The sequence below is a fragment of the Kribbella sp. NPDC050470 genome, from assembly GCF_044458365.1.
GTDB lineage: Bacteria > Actinomycetota > Actinomycetes > Propionibacteriales > Kribbellaceae > Kribbella.
The window spans coordinates 1-15,270 of the sequence record NZ_JBITHV010000014.1 but is presented as its reverse complement, the minus strand read 5'-3'; the positions used below and the strand labels follow the sequence as shown (position 1 = coordinate 15,270).

Annotated in this window: 22 protein-coding genes; 13 read left to right on the top strand and 9 right to left on the bottom strand. The window is 66.7% G+C overall.

Translation table 11 applies throughout. The features are described 5' to 3' along the window. The first annotated feature begins 107 nt into the window (after window positions 1-107). Window positions 108-641 carry a GNAT family N-acetyltransferase gene (locus ACIBGM_RS37215; protein WP_396388215.1) on the top strand — a complete coding sequence of 178 codons (534 nt, stop codon included), beginning with the start codon at window positions 108-110 and terminating at the stop codon, window positions 639-641. Here ACIBGM_RS37215 and ACIBGM_RS37210 read toward each other — a convergent pair. Continuing rightward, complete coding sequence (locus ACIBGM_RS37210; RefSeq protein ID WP_396388214.1) at window positions 626-1,051, bottom strand: GNAT family N-acetyltransferase; 426 nt, start codon at window positions 1,049-1,051, stop codon at window positions 626-628. The genes ACIBGM_RS37215 and ACIBGM_RS37210 overlap by 16 nt on opposite strands. Before the next feature lie 63 nt (window positions 1,052-1,114). Beyond that, window positions 1,115-1,543, bottom strand: coding sequence for a MarR family winged helix-turn-helix transcriptional regulator (locus tag ACIBGM_RS37205; RefSeq protein ID WP_396388212.1), 429 nt, complete (start codon window positions 1,541-1,543; stop codon window positions 1,115-1,117). Between the two features lie 96 nt (window positions 1,544-1,639). On the opposite strand from ACIBGM_RS37205, the gene ACIBGM_RS37200 reads away from it, so the two are divergent. Together ACIBGM_RS37200 and ACIBGM_RS37195 are read left to right on the top strand one after the other, a co-directional pair. After that, window positions 1,640-1,882 carry a hypothetical protein gene (locus tag ACIBGM_RS37200; protein ID WP_360538007.1) on the top strand — a complete coding sequence of 81 codons (243 nt, stop codon included), beginning with the start codon at window positions 1,640-1,642 and terminating at the stop codon, window positions 1,880-1,882. Beyond that, complete coding sequence (locus ACIBGM_RS37195; protein WP_360538005.1) at window positions 1,879-2,346, top strand: nitroreductase/quinone reductase family protein; 468 nt, start codon at window positions 1,879-1,881, stop codon at window positions 2,344-2,346. The genes ACIBGM_RS37200 and ACIBGM_RS37195 overlap by 4 nt, the downstream gene beginning before the upstream one ends. Before the next feature lie 3 nt (window positions 2,347-2,349). Here the strand turns inward: ACIBGM_RS37195 and ACIBGM_RS37190 are convergent, their stop codons facing one another. Further along, a complete protein-coding gene (locus tag ACIBGM_RS37190; RefSeq protein WP_360538004.1) occupies window positions 2,350-3,051 on the bottom strand; it encodes a class I SAM-dependent methyltransferase in 702 nt (233 codons plus the stop codon). A 58-nt stretch (window positions 3,052-3,109) separates the two neighbouring features. Continuing rightward, complete coding sequence (locus ACIBGM_RS37185; RefSeq protein ID WP_360538002.1) at window positions 3,110-3,649, bottom strand: GNAT family N-acetyltransferase; 540 nt, start codon at window positions 3,647-3,649, stop codon at window positions 3,110-3,112. 266 nt (window positions 3,650-3,915) lie between these two features. Between ACIBGM_RS37185 and ACIBGM_RS37180 the strand changes: the two genes are divergently transcribed. Genes ACIBGM_RS37180 through ACIBGM_RS37170 form a run of 3 tightly spaced genes read left to right on the top strand, consistent with a single transcriptional unit; the run spans window position 3,916 to window position 6,159 of the window. Then, window positions 3,916-4,764 (top strand): alpha/beta hydrolase, encoded by an 849-nt coding sequence (locus ACIBGM_RS37180; RefSeq protein ID WP_360538000.1) that lies wholly within the window; start codon window positions 3,916-3,918, stop codon window positions 4,762-4,764. 4 nt (window positions 4,765-4,768) lie between these two features. Beyond that, window positions 4,769-5,563, top strand: a complete 795-nt coding sequence (locus tag ACIBGM_RS37175) for a class I SAM-dependent methyltransferase (protein ID WP_360537998.1) — start codon at window positions 4,769-4,771, stop codon at window positions 5,561-5,563. A 32-nt stretch (window positions 5,564-5,595) separates the two neighbouring features. Continuing rightward, a complete protein-coding gene (locus ACIBGM_RS37170) occupies window positions 5,596-6,159 on the top strand; it encodes a DinB family protein (protein ID WP_360537996.1) in 564 nt (187 codons plus the stop codon). A gap of 4 nt (window positions 6,160-6,163) precedes the next feature. Here the strand turns inward: ACIBGM_RS37170 and ACIBGM_RS37165 are convergent, their stop codons facing one another. Further along, window positions 6,164-6,439 (bottom strand): histidine phosphatase family protein, encoded by a 276-nt coding sequence (locus ACIBGM_RS37165; protein ID WP_360537994.1) that lies wholly within the window; start codon window positions 6,437-6,439, stop codon window positions 6,164-6,166. Between the two features lie 42 nt (window positions 6,440-6,481). Between ACIBGM_RS37165 and ACIBGM_RS37160 the strand changes: the two genes are divergently transcribed. Next, a complete protein-coding gene (locus ACIBGM_RS37160; protein WP_360537992.1) occupies window positions 6,482-6,913 on the top strand; it encodes a VOC family protein in 432 nt (143 codons plus the stop codon). On the opposite strand, the gene ACIBGM_RS37155 is transcribed toward ACIBGM_RS37160, so the two are convergent. After that, entirely contained in the window at window positions 6,910-7,464 is a 555-nt protein-coding gene (locus ACIBGM_RS37155; RefSeq protein WP_360537990.1) for a hypothetical protein, read from the bottom strand. The genes ACIBGM_RS37160 and ACIBGM_RS37155 overlap by 4 nt on opposite strands. 74 nt (window positions 7,465-7,538) lie before the next feature. Continuing rightward, complete coding sequence (locus ACIBGM_RS37150; RefSeq protein ID WP_360537988.1) at window positions 7,539-8,237, bottom strand: hypothetical protein; 699 nt, start codon at window positions 8,235-8,237, stop codon at window positions 7,539-7,541. 423 nt (window positions 8,238-8,660) lie between these two features. Between ACIBGM_RS37150 and ACIBGM_RS37145 the strand changes: the two genes are divergently transcribed. Further along, window positions 8,661-9,140, top strand: coding sequence for a hypothetical protein (locus ACIBGM_RS37145; RefSeq protein WP_360537986.1), 480 nt, complete (start codon window positions 8,661-8,663; stop codon window positions 9,138-9,140). A gap of 46 nt (window positions 9,141-9,186) precedes the next feature. On the opposite strand, the gene ACIBGM_RS37140 is transcribed toward ACIBGM_RS37145, so the two are convergent. Further along, complete coding sequence (locus ACIBGM_RS37140; RefSeq protein ID WP_360537984.1) at window positions 9,187-9,807, bottom strand: methyltransferase domain-containing protein; 621 nt, start codon at window positions 9,805-9,807, stop codon at window positions 9,187-9,189. Between ACIBGM_RS37140 and ACIBGM_RS37135 the strand changes: the two genes are divergently transcribed. The 4 genes from ACIBGM_RS37135 (at window position 9,806) to ACIBGM_RS37120 (ending at window position 13,416) form a co-directional block, all read left to right on the top strand. Then, window positions 9,806-10,669: a hypothetical protein gene (locus ACIBGM_RS37135; protein WP_360537982.1), complete on the top strand. Its 864-nt coding sequence runs from the start codon at window positions 9,806-9,808 to the stop codon at window positions 10,667-10,669. The genes ACIBGM_RS37140 and ACIBGM_RS37135 overlap by 2 nt on opposite strands. A gap of 686 nt (window positions 10,670-11,355) precedes the next feature. Beyond that, window positions 11,356-11,937 carry a helix-turn-helix transcriptional regulator gene (locus ACIBGM_RS37130; protein ID WP_360537978.1) on the top strand — a complete coding sequence of 194 codons (582 nt, stop codon included), beginning with the start codon at window positions 11,356-11,358 and terminating at the stop codon, window positions 11,935-11,937. Beyond that, entirely contained in the window at window positions 11,934-12,596 is a 663-nt protein-coding gene (locus tag ACIBGM_RS37125; RefSeq protein ID WP_360537976.1) for a hypothetical protein, read from the top strand. Before ACIBGM_RS37130 ends, ACIBGM_RS37125 begins: the two co-directional genes overlap by 4 nt. Before the next feature lie 274 nt (window positions 12,597-12,870). Further along, complete coding sequence (locus ACIBGM_RS37120; protein WP_360537974.1) at window positions 12,871-13,416, top strand: DUF2231 domain-containing protein; 546 nt, start codon at window positions 12,871-12,873, stop codon at window positions 13,414-13,416. A 132-nt stretch (window positions 13,417-13,548) separates the two neighbouring features. On the opposite strand, the gene ACIBGM_RS37115 is transcribed toward ACIBGM_RS37120, so the two are convergent. After that, window positions 13,549-14,115: a GNAT family protein gene (locus ACIBGM_RS37115; RefSeq protein WP_360537972.1), complete on the bottom strand. Its 567-nt coding sequence runs from the start codon at window positions 14,113-14,115 to the stop codon at window positions 13,549-13,551. Between the two features lie 178 nt (window positions 14,116-14,293). On the opposite strand from ACIBGM_RS37115, the gene ACIBGM_RS37110 reads away from it, so the two are divergent. Then, window positions 14,294-14,653, top strand: a complete 360-nt coding sequence (locus tag ACIBGM_RS37110; RefSeq protein ID WP_360537970.1) for a YciI family protein — start codon at window positions 14,294-14,296, stop codon at window positions 14,651-14,653. Window positions 14,654-15,270: the final 617 nt, after the last annotated feature.

Below are 15,270 nucleotides of genomic sequence, written 5' to 3'. Positions count from 1 at the left end.
CAGTACTCACCACGCCCTTTGGCGGGTACTGCGGAGCTACTTGTTCCAACTGGTCTCCGCCCTGAAATGGGTTTGCCGAGCAGAGGTGCGTCGCGTTGGGTGGGGGCGTGACGGAACTGCGTACTGAGAGGCTGTTGCTGCGGCGATGGCAGGAGTCCGACCTGGAGCCCTGGGCTGAGATGAACGCGGATCCCGAGGTGCGGGAGCATCTCGGTGACGTGATGACGCGGGAGCAGAGCGATGCGTCGGTCGCGCTCTTCCAGCAGGAGTTCGATGCCCGCGGCTACGGCTGGTGGGCGGTCGAGGCCGGCGGCAGGTTCATCGGCTTCGCCGGCCTCGACGACGTCGACCCGGAGGTGCCGTTCACCGGCGTCGAGATCGGCTGGCGCCTCGCCCGCTCCTCCTGGGGCCACGGCTACGCCACCGAGGCCGCCCGCGCAGTCCTCGCCTACGCCTTCGACACCCTCGACCTCCCCGAGATCCTCGCCATCACCACCGCCACCAACTACCGCTCCCAGGCAGTCATGCGCCGCCTGGGCATGACCCACAACCCCACCGACACCTTCGAAGACCCCACCGCCCCCGAGGGCCCCCTCCGCCCCCAGGTCGTCTTCCGAATCGGGCGTCAGGGGGAGAGGTAGAAGAGTTCGGGGTCGGCTTCGTCGAGGCCGTGGAGGATGCCGGTGGCGGTCCAGCCGGCGTGTTGCAGGAGTTGCTGCATCGGGAGGTTCGAGACGTTGGTCGAGGTGAACAGCTTCTCGGTGGTGCAGGAGGTCTTGGCCGCGTCGAGCAAGCATCGGCCGATCCCTTGGCGCCGGGCGCCGGCGTCGACCATCAGCATGGTGACGAAGCCTTGCTCGAAGAACGTGTACTCCAGGGTGACGTAGCCGACCAGCCGGTGCGACTCGTCCTCGGCGGCCAGGACCAGGTCCTGTTCGCACCAGCGGCGGATCGCGTCGGCTCGGGCTTCGTCACCGGCTGCGGCGATCGCATCGACCTCGGTCAGCGACTTCCAGTCCGCCGCGGCTGCCCGCCGTACCGTCACGTCCATGCCCGGCATCCTGACACGCCACCCGACTGGGAAGCGCGCGATTTAGGCCGAGCGCGTCTGCAGTCAGTCGTCGTCGCGGAGGAGCTTCTCCAGGAGTGGCGAGAGGGTCCTGCGCTCGGCCGGTGTGAGCCGGCGTAGCACCAGAGCGCGCTCGGCGACGGTCGCGGAGATCTCGTCCCGAAGGTCCACACCGGCCGGCGTGAGCTGAAGCAGCTTGACCCGGCGGTCGCTGCCGGGAACGCGGCAGACCAGGCCGCGCTCCTCGAGTTGGTCGGCGAGGTTGGTGATGTACGACCGATCGCACGTCAGCCGCTCGGCCAGGTCACGCATCGGCGCCGGCTCGGTCAGCATCAGTACGGCGCGCGCCAGATGCACCGGCAGCCCGAGCGACCCGACGACGTCGGCGAAGTCCGACTTCGACTTCGCCGAGATGTCGATGAACATCTGCGACAGCCGGTGCGCCTCTTCCACGCGCGTCTCCCGATTCCCCATGACGGCATGGTACTCAACCGACTCAATAGTTGAGTCAGTCACGCATTGATGTATGGTGGAGCTAATGATTGACTGACTCAACAATGGAGTGACCCTATGAGATCGACGGTGTCCGCCTTCGATCCGGTCCGGATCGGCGGCCGGATCATCACCGAGGGCACCCAGCCGTCGGTGGTCGGTCAGGGCTACCCGGACACGCCGGGTGTGCACTCGGCCGAGCAGGTCGAGGCATGGCGTCGGGTGACAGACGCCGTACATGCCGAGGGCTCGCGCTGGTCGAGGACGGCACCGCAGACCTACACCGACTACCCCACATTGAACCGAAGGGAGACGCCATGAGCTTCACGACCCGCAACGGCACCCGAGGAGCCCGCCAGCCCAAGGCCGGCCGCCTGATGAAGTGGATGAACGAGCGGGCCGCCCGACGGATCCGCACCAAGGGCGGCAAGTTCATGGGATTCAACGCACTGGTGCTGACAACTGTCGGGGCCAAGAGCGGTGCTGTCCGCACCAACCCGGTCGGTTGGTTCCCGACCGGTGACGACGACAGTTGGCTCATTGTCGCGTCCGCGGCGGGCGGGCCGAAGAATCCGGCCTGGTACTACAACCTCGCCGCGCACCCCGCCGACGTCACCATCGAGATGGCCGGCACCAAGGTCGCCGTCGTCGCGGAGGAGCTCCATGGCGCCGACCGCAAGGAAGCCTGGCGCGGGATCACCGCGGCCGCTCCTCGATTCGCGCAGTACCAGGAGAAGACCGACCGCGAGCTGCCGGTCATCCGCCTGCGTCGCCGGGCCGCGTGACGCCTACTGGAAGGCCGCGACGAGGAAGGCGGGGAAGCGGTTCATCTCGTGCTTGGGGGAGGTGGGGGCGATGGCGGGTGCGGGTTCGGCGGTTCGAGTGAGGGTGAAGCCGTGGGCTTGGAGGGTGTTGAGGTAGGTGGAGAGCGTGCGGTGGTTGGCGCCGACCTGCTGGCGTAGCGTCGAGAGGATGCCGTCGGCCTGCCAGTAGCGCTCGTCGTAGTAGGTGCCGTTGGACGGCCAGGCGCCGGAAACGCCTTCTACCCCTGGGAAACAGGGATGCAGGATCGCGAAGGCGAAGGTGCCGCCTGGGCGCAGCAGTCGGCGGACGTTCGCCAAGGCGCCGGCCAGGTTGTCGATGTCGGCGAGTGCCATGCTGCAGACGGCGGCGTCGTACTCCTCGCCCTGCAGGAGTTGCGGGTCGGAGGCGTCCGCCTGGAGGTACTGGATGCCGAGCGGCTCCTGCTCCTCGAGCTCACGAGCCTTGGCGAGCATCGCGGGCGAGACGTCGACACCGACCACGGATCCGCCTTGACGCGCGAGGCCCCGGCTGATCCGGCCGTGGCCGCAGGCAACATCCAGCACTCGTTTGCCGTCGACTTCGCCCAGGAGGTCGAAGAGCGCGGTCGTGACGGGATCGGTGAGGTCGTCCGTCCAGCCGGAGGCGTAGTAGTCGGCAACATCGTCGTACCGCGCGACTGTCGTCATGTTGTCGACACTATCGACGGACCTGTGGCCGAACACGCGCCCGCGCGTCTGCTCTCAGTTAACGTAGTTGAGACGCGTCCGGCCAGCTCATGCGTAGGCACTTGGGGCTGCCGTTGAGTCGAGTGGGGTCTCCGCCAGGTGGTGGGACCGTTGCCGCCTCCACCTGGATGCCGCCGCGGGCGACGTAGAAGTTCTGCGCGCTGGTGTTCTGCTGCAGCACCCACAGGTACATCGCGTTGCCGTTCGCCTGGTCGACGACAGCCTGCGCAGCGCGGGTCATCAGCTGCGTGCCTACGCCGGTACGACGATTCGTGTTGTAGACATGCAGATTGTCGACAAGACTGCCCCACCGCGGGTCGTGATCGAACATCACATGCACGAATCCGACCAACTGCCCGTCGTCCTCGGCAAGAACCGTGGCAGTCCTGTCCGGTGCAGCCAGCCGCCCCGACCACACCGCCCGCCGCTCGCTCTCAACGTCCCCGTCGAGAAACGAGTCGGCGTACGCGCCCCGATAGTGCCGCCGCCAGCTGTCCGCATGCAGCCACGCCACCTGGTCGGCGTCCTCGGCGCTCGCCGCCCGAAACTCCACCGGCATCTGCACTCCTCCGTCTCACCGAAAACCTATCGAAGGAACTTCCGCACCGATCGGTTGTCCATTTCGTGGTCGGCATGGCGCTGTGGTTCGCGACGGAGAGTGGTGGAAAGAATGGGGAGCGTGGCGGACGAGGGCAGGCGGGTGACGGTTTCGCGGTGGTGGCACGGTGCCGTCGCGGCGGTTTGCTCCCGCTCGAGACCGGTGAGTGTCTGGATCCCGGGATCCCGTTCGTCGGAACTGTGTGACGAGTTCCGAGAGGAGTCGAGATGCTGGTTGAGGTCAATGGAGTCGAGCTGTGGGTGGAGACGTCCGGGGACCCGGCGGATCCGCCGGTGTTGCTGATCGGTGTCACCGTCGAGAGCTGGCCGGACGAGCTGTGTACGACGCTCGCCGGGCGCCATGTGGTCCGCTACGACCTGCGTGACGCCGGCCAGTCGACGTACGTCGACCCGGACGCGCCCGTCTACAACCTGCGCGACCTGGTGACGGATGCGTCCGAGCTGCTGGTGGCGCTGGAGCTCGGGCGTACGCACGTGGTCGGGATGGGCGTCGGCGGGTTCATCGCGCAGCTGCTCGCGCTCGACCACCCCGACCAGGTCGCCTCGCTGACTCTCATCTCCACGCGGCCGGTCGCGCCCGGCCGGATCGACCGCGACCTGCCCGACCACGACCCGGAGGTGATGAAGCAACTCTTCGGCCGCCGGCAGCCCGATTGGACCGACCGCGACAGCGTGATCGACTACATGACCGGCTCGGCATCGCTGCTCGCCGGCTCAGCCGGATTCGACGAACAGGACGCCCGTACCACTGCCGGCAAGGTCTTCGACCGATCCCGCCGTACGGTGGAAGCCCAACGCGCCAGCCACCTCGGCACCGTGTTCGCCGCCATCAACTGCCGCCCCCGCTGGCGCAACCGCCTCCCCAAGATCACCGCCCCGACCCTGGTCATCCACGGCGACGAGGACCCGTTCTTCCCCCACGGAAACGGCGAAGCGCTAGCCAACGAAATCCCGTCCGCCACCCTCCTGACCCTCCCCGACACCGGCCAAGGCCTACCCCGCCCCACCTGGCCAACAATCACCAAAGCCCTCCTGAACCACACCTCACTACCGTGACCACATGACATCCCCGCTCCGACACATCACGGAGGCCAACCGCGCAAGCTGGAACGCCATCGCTCCGGTGCGCCACGGGGAGCCCGCCGAGTTCTTCGAGAACGGCGGGCTCGCGCTGGAGGACTTCGAGAAGGAGCTCGCCGGCGACGTACGAGACAAACGTGTTCTGCAACTCGCCTGCTCCTGCGGTGATCAGGTCCTGTCCTGGGCCAGCCTCGGAGCCGACGCAACCGGAGTCGACATCTCGGACGTCGCCATCGACATGGCCGAACGGAAGGCCGCCGCGGCCGGGATCGCTGCAGACTTCCGCCAAGCGGACATGTTCGATCTCCCGGCGGACCTGGTCGACCTCGACCTCATCTATCTGAGCTGGGGCGCCATCTGCTGGGTCCCGGACCTGAACGAGTTCGCGCGGATCGTGGCCGAGCGTCTCCGCCCCGGTGGGTCGGTCCTGATCTGCGAGCACCATCCGATCTGGGAGGTCCTCGCCGTACGCGGGGACAACCACCTGGCCATAGCCGGTGACTACTTCGGCCGCGCCGTACCGCGTGCTGACACCGACGACGCCAAACGCCCCTTCGGAGCGCGCGGCCAGTCCGAGCCCCCGCCGTTCTCCGCGTTTGTCTGGCCAACCAGCGACGTCATCACGGCCCTGACCACGGCCGGCCTCCACCTGAACACCTTCTTCGAGGCCGCCTCCCCCGACATCTACCCCGGCCTGGGCGAGGTCGCCGCAAAGCTCCCCGCCTACTACGCCCTCAAGGCAACCAAACCGCAGCCGACGGCAGGACTTGGTTGAGGCTGCTGCGGGTTGCTGGCAGGGTCGCGGTTGTGATTGATGACTTTGCGAAGGCGTATCTGCAGGACGAGCTTCGGTGGGTTCGGGAGGCGGTGGTGGCGAAGCTCGAGGGGCTTTCCGAGTACGACGTACGGCGGCCGCTGACCGGCACCGGGACCAACCTGCTGGGGCTGGTGAAGCATCTGGCGACCTCGGAGGCGAGGTACCTCGGGGAGGTCTTCGGCCGGCCGTTTCCCGAGCCCCTGCCTCGATGGGACGACGAGTCTCAGCGCGGCACTGACATGTGGGCCACCGAGCATGAGACCCGCGCGGAGATCATCGATCGCTACCGCCGAGTCTGGGATCACGCGGACGCGACGATCGATGCCCTTTCCATCGACGCTCCCGGCCACGTCCCCTGGTGGCCGCGGCCCAACGTCAAGCTGTTCAACGTCATGGTCCACCGCCTGACCGAAACCAGCCGGCACGCCGGCCACGCCGACATCCTGCGCGAACAGCTCGACGGCACCGTTGACGCCGCCCAGCACCGAGACGCTGCTTTCTGGGAGCAACGTCGTACCCAAGTCGAAGCGGCCGCGAGAGCCGCGTCCGAATGATCTGTCAGGGCAAGTCTTCGAGGACTCGGATGCCGCAGAAGTCGGTGGAGAAGTGACCGGTCAGCGCCCGGATCACCCCGGCGTGGCAGACCGCGATGAACGGCTCGGAGTGCCCCGCGGCCTGTCTGCGTAGCGCTTTGATCGCCCGCTCGCGTACGGCGGACAGCGGCTCCCACAGCCGAGTCTCTCCAGCCGGCCACTCGCCCCCGCATGCCTCGAAGTCACTGCTGAGAGCCTGTACGTCGCTCAGCGACCGCCACGACAACGTCGAGTCCGGCAACCAAACCCCGGCTCACCATGACGAACAAGAATCACTCTGGGCATGCCCGCATTGATACCCCACCCCGCGCCCGTCGACGCGTTCGCCGTACGACGGCGGGATCTGTGGCAGGCTGCGGGGATGGGTGGGACTCGACTTGACCATGTTCGCGCGAACGTGGCCGACCTCGACGCAGCCGTCGAGTGGTACGCGAAGGTTCTCGGCTTCGAGGTGGAGGCCTACTGGCCACCTGATGCGCCGAACTACGCGCACTTCGTGACACAGTCCGGTGCGACGTTCGCAGTTATGGTGGCCGAGGGGCGAGGCGGGCGGTTCAACTTCACCGTCGACGACCCGGATGCCTTGTGGGACAAGGTGAAGGACCTGGCCGTGGTGGTCGAGCCACTGTTCGACACGCCGTACGGAACGCGGAAGTTCACCATCGCCGACCCGGACGGCAACGAGCTGGGATTCGCGCGCAACGAGCTGACCTAGGTGTCGTAGCCGAGGCCGTCCCAGGGGGCGTAGTAGGCGATGAAGTCGCCGGGCTCGATGTGGATGGAGTAGTCGCCTTCGAACTTGTCAACCACCCAGCCGAAGGTCACGCCCTCGACCTCCTTGGTGAACGGCTCGACCTCGATCGGCTCCAGCACGTACTTGCCGAGCTCGGCGAGCCTGGCAGCGACGAGCTCGTCCGCACCGGCCGAACCCGCCTGCCCGGGAGGAAGCCCGGCAGCACGCGCCACCTTGTCGACCCGCACCTCGTCGAATGTCCCGTCGGCCTTCCACAAATACAACCCGACGTACCCCGAAGCCTGATCGAACAGCTCGTCGCTCAGAAAGAACTTCCGCCCATCCTCGGCGGACCCGGCGTACGGCACGTGATAGTCATCAGGCACGATCCCGAACCGCGCAGGCGGCTCCTCCACAGCATCTCCTCCACCCGGCGACGAACACCCAGTCAGTACGACGATCAGCGAAAGCGCAACCGCCCCCAGCAGCCCGCGCCACATCCTCGCCCCCAGCACGACCATCGACTCCCCCACGCCGCACAACCTACTACCGAAATCACCCCGGCCGCCCCAACCCCGTCCGACCGTTTGCCGCCCTGACTGGGGCGCTACCGCGGAGTGAGCCTGGTGCCTGTGGAGGCGCTGATGACTGCTCGGTCTCCGAGGGGCTTGGTCAGGGTGACGACTGCTGGCGTCGACACGCCGATCGCTCGGCAGGCAACGCCGGCCGGCGGATTGCCGTGGGTTCCACCGACGATCACCATGTCGTCGTACTCCAGGACGTGAGCTCGAAGGTCGCGGTCGCAGGCTCCGTGAAAGAAGGTGAAGGTGAGCCTGCTGCCGTCGATCCGAGTGAGGCTCTGGACCTGGAGGAAACCAGGTGGCAGCTCGGGGAGACCGGCCGGTGGAGCGGGTTCGATCACGGGTTTGAGCACGTCCTCAGGGACTGCGACGGCGACGATCGATCTGGACAGACCTTTCGCGGTAAAGGACCAGGCGGGCACGGTCGCCGTACCCTTGCTCGTCGTCACCTCGGCGGTCCGCAGGGAAGCACTTGTGATCGTGAGACTGCAGGGCGCGGCTTTCATGTGCTTGCAGTTGTCGTAAGTGTCTCCGATCGCCGCGGTCAGTGCAGGACGGGCGTCGAGCAGGCTGACCGGACGGCTCGATCCGTCCGCGAACTCGATGCTGGACGTGCCGCCTGATCCGAGCCGAACGCCAGGCGCGACGGTCACGTGCCCAGCGAGCCAGGCCACCTTCTGCTCGGTCGTGTCGAACGCGAGCCCGGGCGTCCTGGTTGAGTACAAGAAGATTCCCTCAGGAGCCTTCGGGATGCCCGCAGCCCTGACAACCTCCGCCACGACACCCGCCCGCTCGACGAACGCCGGACTCCCAGGCGCAACCGGAACCAGCTTCGGATCCGGCGCTGGCATCTCGGCGACAGGCGTTGCACTACCTGCTCCTCCCGCCGGCGCTGGCGCTGCTTCGGTCCCACACGCCGCAAGCGCAAGACCAACCAGAAGCACGGCAGGCCCCAGGTACGCACGATCTCTCACCCGGCGGCCAATTGCCCTCATACCCGGTAAGACGCGCCACGCGTGGCGATCTGTTGCATTCCCCGCCATGCCCCGAGTATCCGCCCCACCGCCGTACCAAAGACCGAGCGCGGCTCCGGCTTGCCGACCCCCTCGGGAGGTCTAGGCGTGCGCTTCGCGACATAGTCTTCGCCAATGACCGAGCTACTGCCTGAGCCGTTCCAGTCGCGGCTAGGTCGCCTCGCCGTCGAAGTTGTCGTCGGCAGTCAGGCCACTGCGACCGCGCAGGCCATCGACCTCGCTTGTGACCTCATTTCAGCCGATCTGGCCCCAGAGGCAGTTGTCGATGTGGCAGCACTCAGCCCGAACGAGACCTGGCGCGACGCGGGTCCGGTCGTCCTGACGATGTTCGAAACTCTCGGCATGCCTGTCCCAGACCCATCCGATACAACCGCTGAGTGGGATTTCCTGCTCCGGGCCTTCGGCTTCTGGGACCTGTCGATAGCCAACTTCTACGGGCCGTTCATGGACCGACTCCCGGCCTGGGACGACCAGAGCCCGATCGAGCGCACGCTCACTCTTCTCCTCGAGGAACTCGACCGTGAAACGACACTGAGGCGGAAGTCAGCCGTCGTCGAACAAATGCGTGCGGCCGTGCGCGCCGAGTTCGCTTGATGCAGCGCAGGGTGGGCAACGGGCCGGCGTCGGGGCTGCGTGGTGGCTAGTTGTTGCGGTGGGCTACTAGTCTCGTGAAGCCGAGGGTTTTGCCGGCGTCGGTACGGAGCATTTGGGCTTCCCATTGGGGTGCGCTGCTGTCGCGGTCGCAGGCCTCGTTCCACTGGAGCCAATCTCGCCATCCTTCGGGCAGCCGATCGGCGACCTCGACGGTGACGAGGCCGGTCTTCTCCCAGTGCCGGCGCCACCAGGCCGGGCTGTGCCACGCGCAGAAGTCCCATTTCCAGTACGGCTCGAGGCCCGGCGGGGGAAGCGTCTCGCACTCCTCGGCAAGACCGGGCTGAACCATGCCGAGCTGACCACCGGGTTTCACGAAGCGCGAATAGTAGCCGAGATAGAGGTCGTCGGTGCCGAAGTAGTGGTAGGCGCCGATGCTGAAGAGCACGTCGAAGAATCCCTCGGCGAAGGGCAGCGCATGGGCCTCGGCATGGATCGGGTGAACCTGGTCCAACACGTCAGCCTCGGCAATACGTTGCAGGTTCTCGTCGGGCTTGATCCACAAATCAGTCGCCCACACCTCGACACCGAATTCCTTGGCCAGAAAGATCGAGCTCAGCGCAGTGCCACATCCCATGTCGAGAACCCGCATCCCGGCCTCGAGCGTCATGACATCGCTCAACGCCTCCGCTTGCCACACCGCATTCGGTCCCATCACCCCGTCAACCATCCACCGAGCCGAATATTTGGCAGACCGCGGGTACCGCTCGTTCCTCAGCAACACAGCAAGCTCGTCATCATCCATGAGCCCGGAGTGTGTCGGCAGCGCGTACGACGGGCAACCGGTTATCGGCGCCTCGCCGTACCAACGAATCGCGCACCCATGGCTCTACGCTTCCGACGTGGCATTCAGGTGGTGGCGGAAGCGCAGAGGTCTGACCGGCGAGTTCGACGTACCGGAGGACAGTGATCGCTGCCGTGCGATGACAGAGGCTTGGAAGCGCAATTGGCCCGACGCCGACCCGATCGGCCATCGGCTGCGAGGACCCTATTGCGAACGCTGGATCCGGTTTCACAGCCTGCCGGAGTCGAAGCGCTATGCCGATTCTGCCGAGGAGTACGCCGAGATCGTCCGGCGACATCGCACGGTCCTGGCAGAGTTGCCGGGCGGCGGCACCCTCGAACATCTCGTAGTCATCGCTGAGGACTGCGGATCACAAGATCTGGCAACGGGCTGGTCCAAGAAGCACGTACCCGGTGCGTGGCCATGGCGACGAGTCGAGGGCGACGACCCAGACGTCGGCTTCTCCTACCTGTGGGTGCGCACAGGACTGACCGACTCTCAATCGGATGCGCTGCTGACCGCTGCCGCCGACAACCAAGCTCGCGTCATCGTCGCCGACCCAGACCTGACCTGGCTGTTCTGCCCGTACGACGGCGGCGCGGACGTGATCCTCCCAGACACCCCCACCCGAGACGCCATCCGCGACCGCCACACCGATTGGCTCTCACCCCATCCATCCGGACTCTGACCCAATCCGCTCCGTCACGGCGATCGTCGTCAGGCAGCCCGACCGTTTGGTGGAGATGTCGTCGATGACGGTCAGAAGGCCGCCGCCGATGCTGGTTGTGAGGCCGCGGGCGGCCGGGCCGGATAGCTCGACCGCTTGCGGTGTCGGACCGCAGCGGGACCGTGCCGCAGGAATGCACGTTGGGGTCGATACGTGGCGCATGTGGTTGCGTCGATCCAAGGATCGGATCGAGGTCGATGAAGAGCTCGCCACTCACGTGGTGGTCCGGTCAGAAGCCACTCGAGTTGACGATGTCTCCATAGCGAGTAGGCCGGCCGTTCCTTGCTGTTTGCGCAGATGAGCCCGGGTGGTCCCGAGTCGCCTGAGGGTTACGGTGCGGGTGTGATTTTCAACGACCCGGACGGTCCGTGGACCGCGGCGGCGTACCTTGCCGAAGACGAGTCTTTCGAGGGTGTTCAGCACGGCATCGGTGACTCCGGCGGAACGCTCTGCGGCATCTCTGAGGACGAGGTTGCCATCGTGCGGCGTCCGTTCTGGGGCGACGGAGCCGGGGACTGTCGGACTTGCGCATTCCGTCTGGCCGAGGCCGCCACGACTGATCCTTAGCCCGCCCCCGACCTCGTGACTTTGGCTTGGTGAAGGTCGTCGGGCTATTATCTGATCAGATAAGGTCTAGGAGTGCCGGGATGGACAAAGACAGTCAGGCAGTCATTGAACTGCTCAACCGCGCCCTCGCCGAGAGCGGGCTGTCTCAGGCTGCGTTCGCTACGGCCCTCGGGACATCTGCTTCGCGCTTCTCGACCTACCGGTCTGGCAAGACAAAGCCGACAGCGCAGTTCTTGATGCGGGCCGGTCGGATCGCTCGTGCTCTCCAGGCAGCGCGTGAGTATCGGATCATGACTGCCCCGGCGACCGCGACGGCAATCCGCGAGGCGAGTGACGAGGATTGGGCGTGGCGGATGCTGCTCCAAGGCCGCGACCACCTGCGCTTGCTGTTGGACCGTCACGATGGTTCCGAAGCCGCTTGGGAGGCAGCACCGGGACCGACTGGTCAGGCGGGCTTCGATGCGCTGCTCGCCGTCCTGACCGCGCACGAATTCGAGACAGCCGGCGAAGATCCACCCGAGTGGACCAAAAACAAGGCTCTCCTGGACCCCTGGATCCCCGAGCATCCGTTCCTCGAGCGCGCCGAGATCATCGAGCAAACCCCGGCCTACTTGGCCGAGGCGAACATCTTCGTCCCTGCCCGCGACCTGGTGACCGCATGAGCGACGCGCGCAACGAATTCTCGGCCGCCGAGATCATCGATCTTCTCTCCGAGCTCGACAAACGGCTGAGAACGCGTGGCATCGCTGCATCGGTCTTCGTCGTCGGAGGTGCTGCGATTGCAGTGACCTCGGGTGACAACCCCCGCCGTACGGAGGGCATCGATGCGATCACGCGCGACGAGGTCGTGGTCGACGAATCTCGTGCGATGGCAAGCCAACTAAAGCTCCCCGAGGACTGGCTGAACACCCGAGCCAGCCCGTGGATGCCGCCACTCCCGGAAGGTGCGTTGCGGCGCAGTGACACGCCCGGTCTGCACATCACCTACGCCACCGACGAGTTCCTGTTGGCCACCAAGTTGGTTGCCCAGCGTCGCAAGGACGCCGGCGACATCGTCGCGCTCGCCAGGCGTCTCGGAATGGAGAAGGCATCTGCTGACGAACTCGGCAGGCTGATCTACACCTACTACACCGACGAAGATTCGCTCGAGTTCATCCTCGACGGCAAGGACGTCGACCGCGAGATACAACTGCTGTCAGTCCGGGCCGAGCGACTGTTGGCAAGTCACCAGTCCGACTCGAAACGCGCGGTACCAACCGACGGTGCTCAACCTTCAGCCGTACGTCGTCATCCCCGCCAGACCTCCCGCGAGCGCAGCTAGCCGGAACGACGATCTCGTCGACGCGGAGGTGGTCGCACGTCCGCGCGATGCTGCTGACCGACTCCGCGCATGCGGGGTCGGCGCTCAGCGCCGCGCGTTTGGAGACTGTGGACTGCGAGGCGCATCGCGACCAGGCACCTGCTTCCTGCTGTGCGGGCGGAATGTGAGCGTGCGAAGGCACGGCCTCGGCAGATCCGGGCTTCTGTCACGGGCGTAGTCGACAAGCGTCGGCCAGCGCTTCCAGGGGTGACGGACGCGAGCGTATCTTGAGGGTGTGGGGTCAAGGTCCTTGCCGCAACGCGCAGTCCGCGCGGTCGGCGAAAGCGCGCTTTCGGAGCGGCTCACCCGCGCTCAGGAGTTGGCGTACGGGCCGCTGGCCGAGCGGGTACGACGCAGCCCGCTGCATACCGACGTACTCGGGCATTCGTTGCATCCCTCGCTTACCGACGTGACCGCCGGGTGCTGGCTCGGCACGTCTCTTCTCGACCTCGCCGGTGGGTCCGAGTCGCGTCGCGGGGCGGCGCTCCTCGCCGGCTTCGGCCTGCTGGCGTCGGTGCCGACGGCTCTCGCAGGCGCCGCCGACTGGGCGGAACTGTCAGGCGCCGAACGCAGGATCGGTACGGTCCACGGGCTCGGCGCGGACGCCGCAATCTTCCTGTTCGCCGGCTCGCTCGTCGCGCGCGTGCGCGGCAAGCACCGGCTCGGCACAAAGCTTGCCGTCGCCGGGAACCTGGTCATCGCAGGTGCGGGCTTCCTCGGCGGCCACCTAGCCCTGCACCGCGGAACAGCCCGCCGACCTCCCAGGGCGGAGCGCAACTAGTGGGGACTGGTGTGGGGTGCGGAGAGAGTCGCTAAGGACGATAACCGCTTCCGTGCCGGCGCAGCGGCGGTCTCCATGCCGTTCGACGGGTTGGCGGTCTTCTCCTGCGTCGACTGGCTAGGCGAGGATGCCTCAGGCGGTGGGAGCAGGCGCGGACGACCAGTCACGTCTGAGAAGGCCGTACACCCAGGAGTCCGATACCTCGCCGTTGACGATGCAGTCCTCGCGCAGCGTTCCTTCGCGGACGAAGCCGAGCTTCTCCAGCACGCGGGCGGAGGCCGCGTTGCGCGTGTCCGCCTCGGCCTGGACTCGGTTCAGGTCCAGCGTGTCGAACGCCCACTGCAGCACGGCGCGCGCGGCCTCCGTCGCGTACCCGTGGCCCCATGCCGCATCGCCGTAGCAGTAGCCCATCGACGCGCTGCGGTAGTCGGGGTTCCACTGGTTCAGACTGCACCAGCCGATGAACGCCCCGTCGGAAACACGGTCCACGGCCAGCCGCGCCCCGGTCCCTTCCGCTGCCATCTGCCGGCATACCGCTATGAACCGCTCGGCGCGCCCACGCTCGCTCCAGGGTGGCGAGTCCCAATAGCGGAGTACGTAGGCACTGCTGTGCATCGCAAAGAGGACGTCGGCATCCGCGTCGTCGAACGGCCGCAGCCGCAGGCGATCGGTGTGCAGCGTGGGAGCAGGCAGAGACATGGGTGCAATGTTGCCTCCCATGAGGGGCGACTGCGCGACGTGGGTGGCGGCCTGAGGCCGCGTGCGTGGGGATCGAGCGGGCGAGGATTGGTATCCGATCGGCTGTCGGATTCGCCGTACGCCGTTCGTAGCGTACGTGGAGGCGGACAGCGGGTCCGCCCGAGCCGAAGGAGCACACATGCCCGAGTACCTCATCTACTTCAACCAGCAGTGGGTGGGTGACCACACCGAGGAGTGGTTCGGCGGGCGTGGGCCGCTCGCCAGGGCGGTCGTGGACGAGATGAAGGCAGCCGGCGTCTACGTCTTCGCCGGGGGACTGGAGGAGGAAGACGGCCCGGTCTACAGCGCCGACCCCACCGGTGGCGACGTACTGGTCACTGACGGACCGTACGTCGAGACCAAGGAGTACCTGGGCGGCTTCGCCGTGGTGGACGTGCCCGATGACGAAACCGCCAAGGTCTGGGCAGCCAAGGTCGCAGAGGCCTGCGGCTGGCCGCACGAGATCCGCCGCTTCAAGCCCCAACCTCAGCGCAAGTGATGCACTTCCCCAAGACCGCCTGACGCCTGACCACGACCTCATCGTGAGCGACTCCCGGCCCACGGTGAGGTCGCGGCCCCTTCGCCGTTCGATCGGCCCCCGATGCCGCCTCACCTGCAATGCGTACGCCGGCATCGTCCGGGAAGCACGCCTCGCACCGAGTGGTCCCTTCCGGCCCGATGGATGGATTCGGCTCTCAGGGATGGTGGCAGTCCGGAAGCTCCATCAACGCCTTGGTGGCCGGATGATCGAGCGGCCAGCGGGATGGGTGTAGCTGGCGGTCGGATGCCAGGCCTGCGTGTGCGCGTGTCCCGCCGCGCGACTCGGCGGCCTCGACTTCGAAAGACCCGCCATGACCAAATCAGTGCCATCACGACAACTGCCAGGACGGGCAGCAGAGACAGCGACCGTACGATCGGGCTGAGACCGGCATCCGTGGCGATGGCCACGCCGGCCGAGACGACGCCAATGGCGAAGTACGCGGCGATGCCAGCCGGGGTGTGGCGCCAATCGCCGCTCATAGTGTCAACGGCAGCCGAAAACTGACCAGCTTGCGGCAACTGAATGTTGACCATCTTCTGGTTCATGGTTCGTCGGTCGGGGCGGTGGGGACGCGG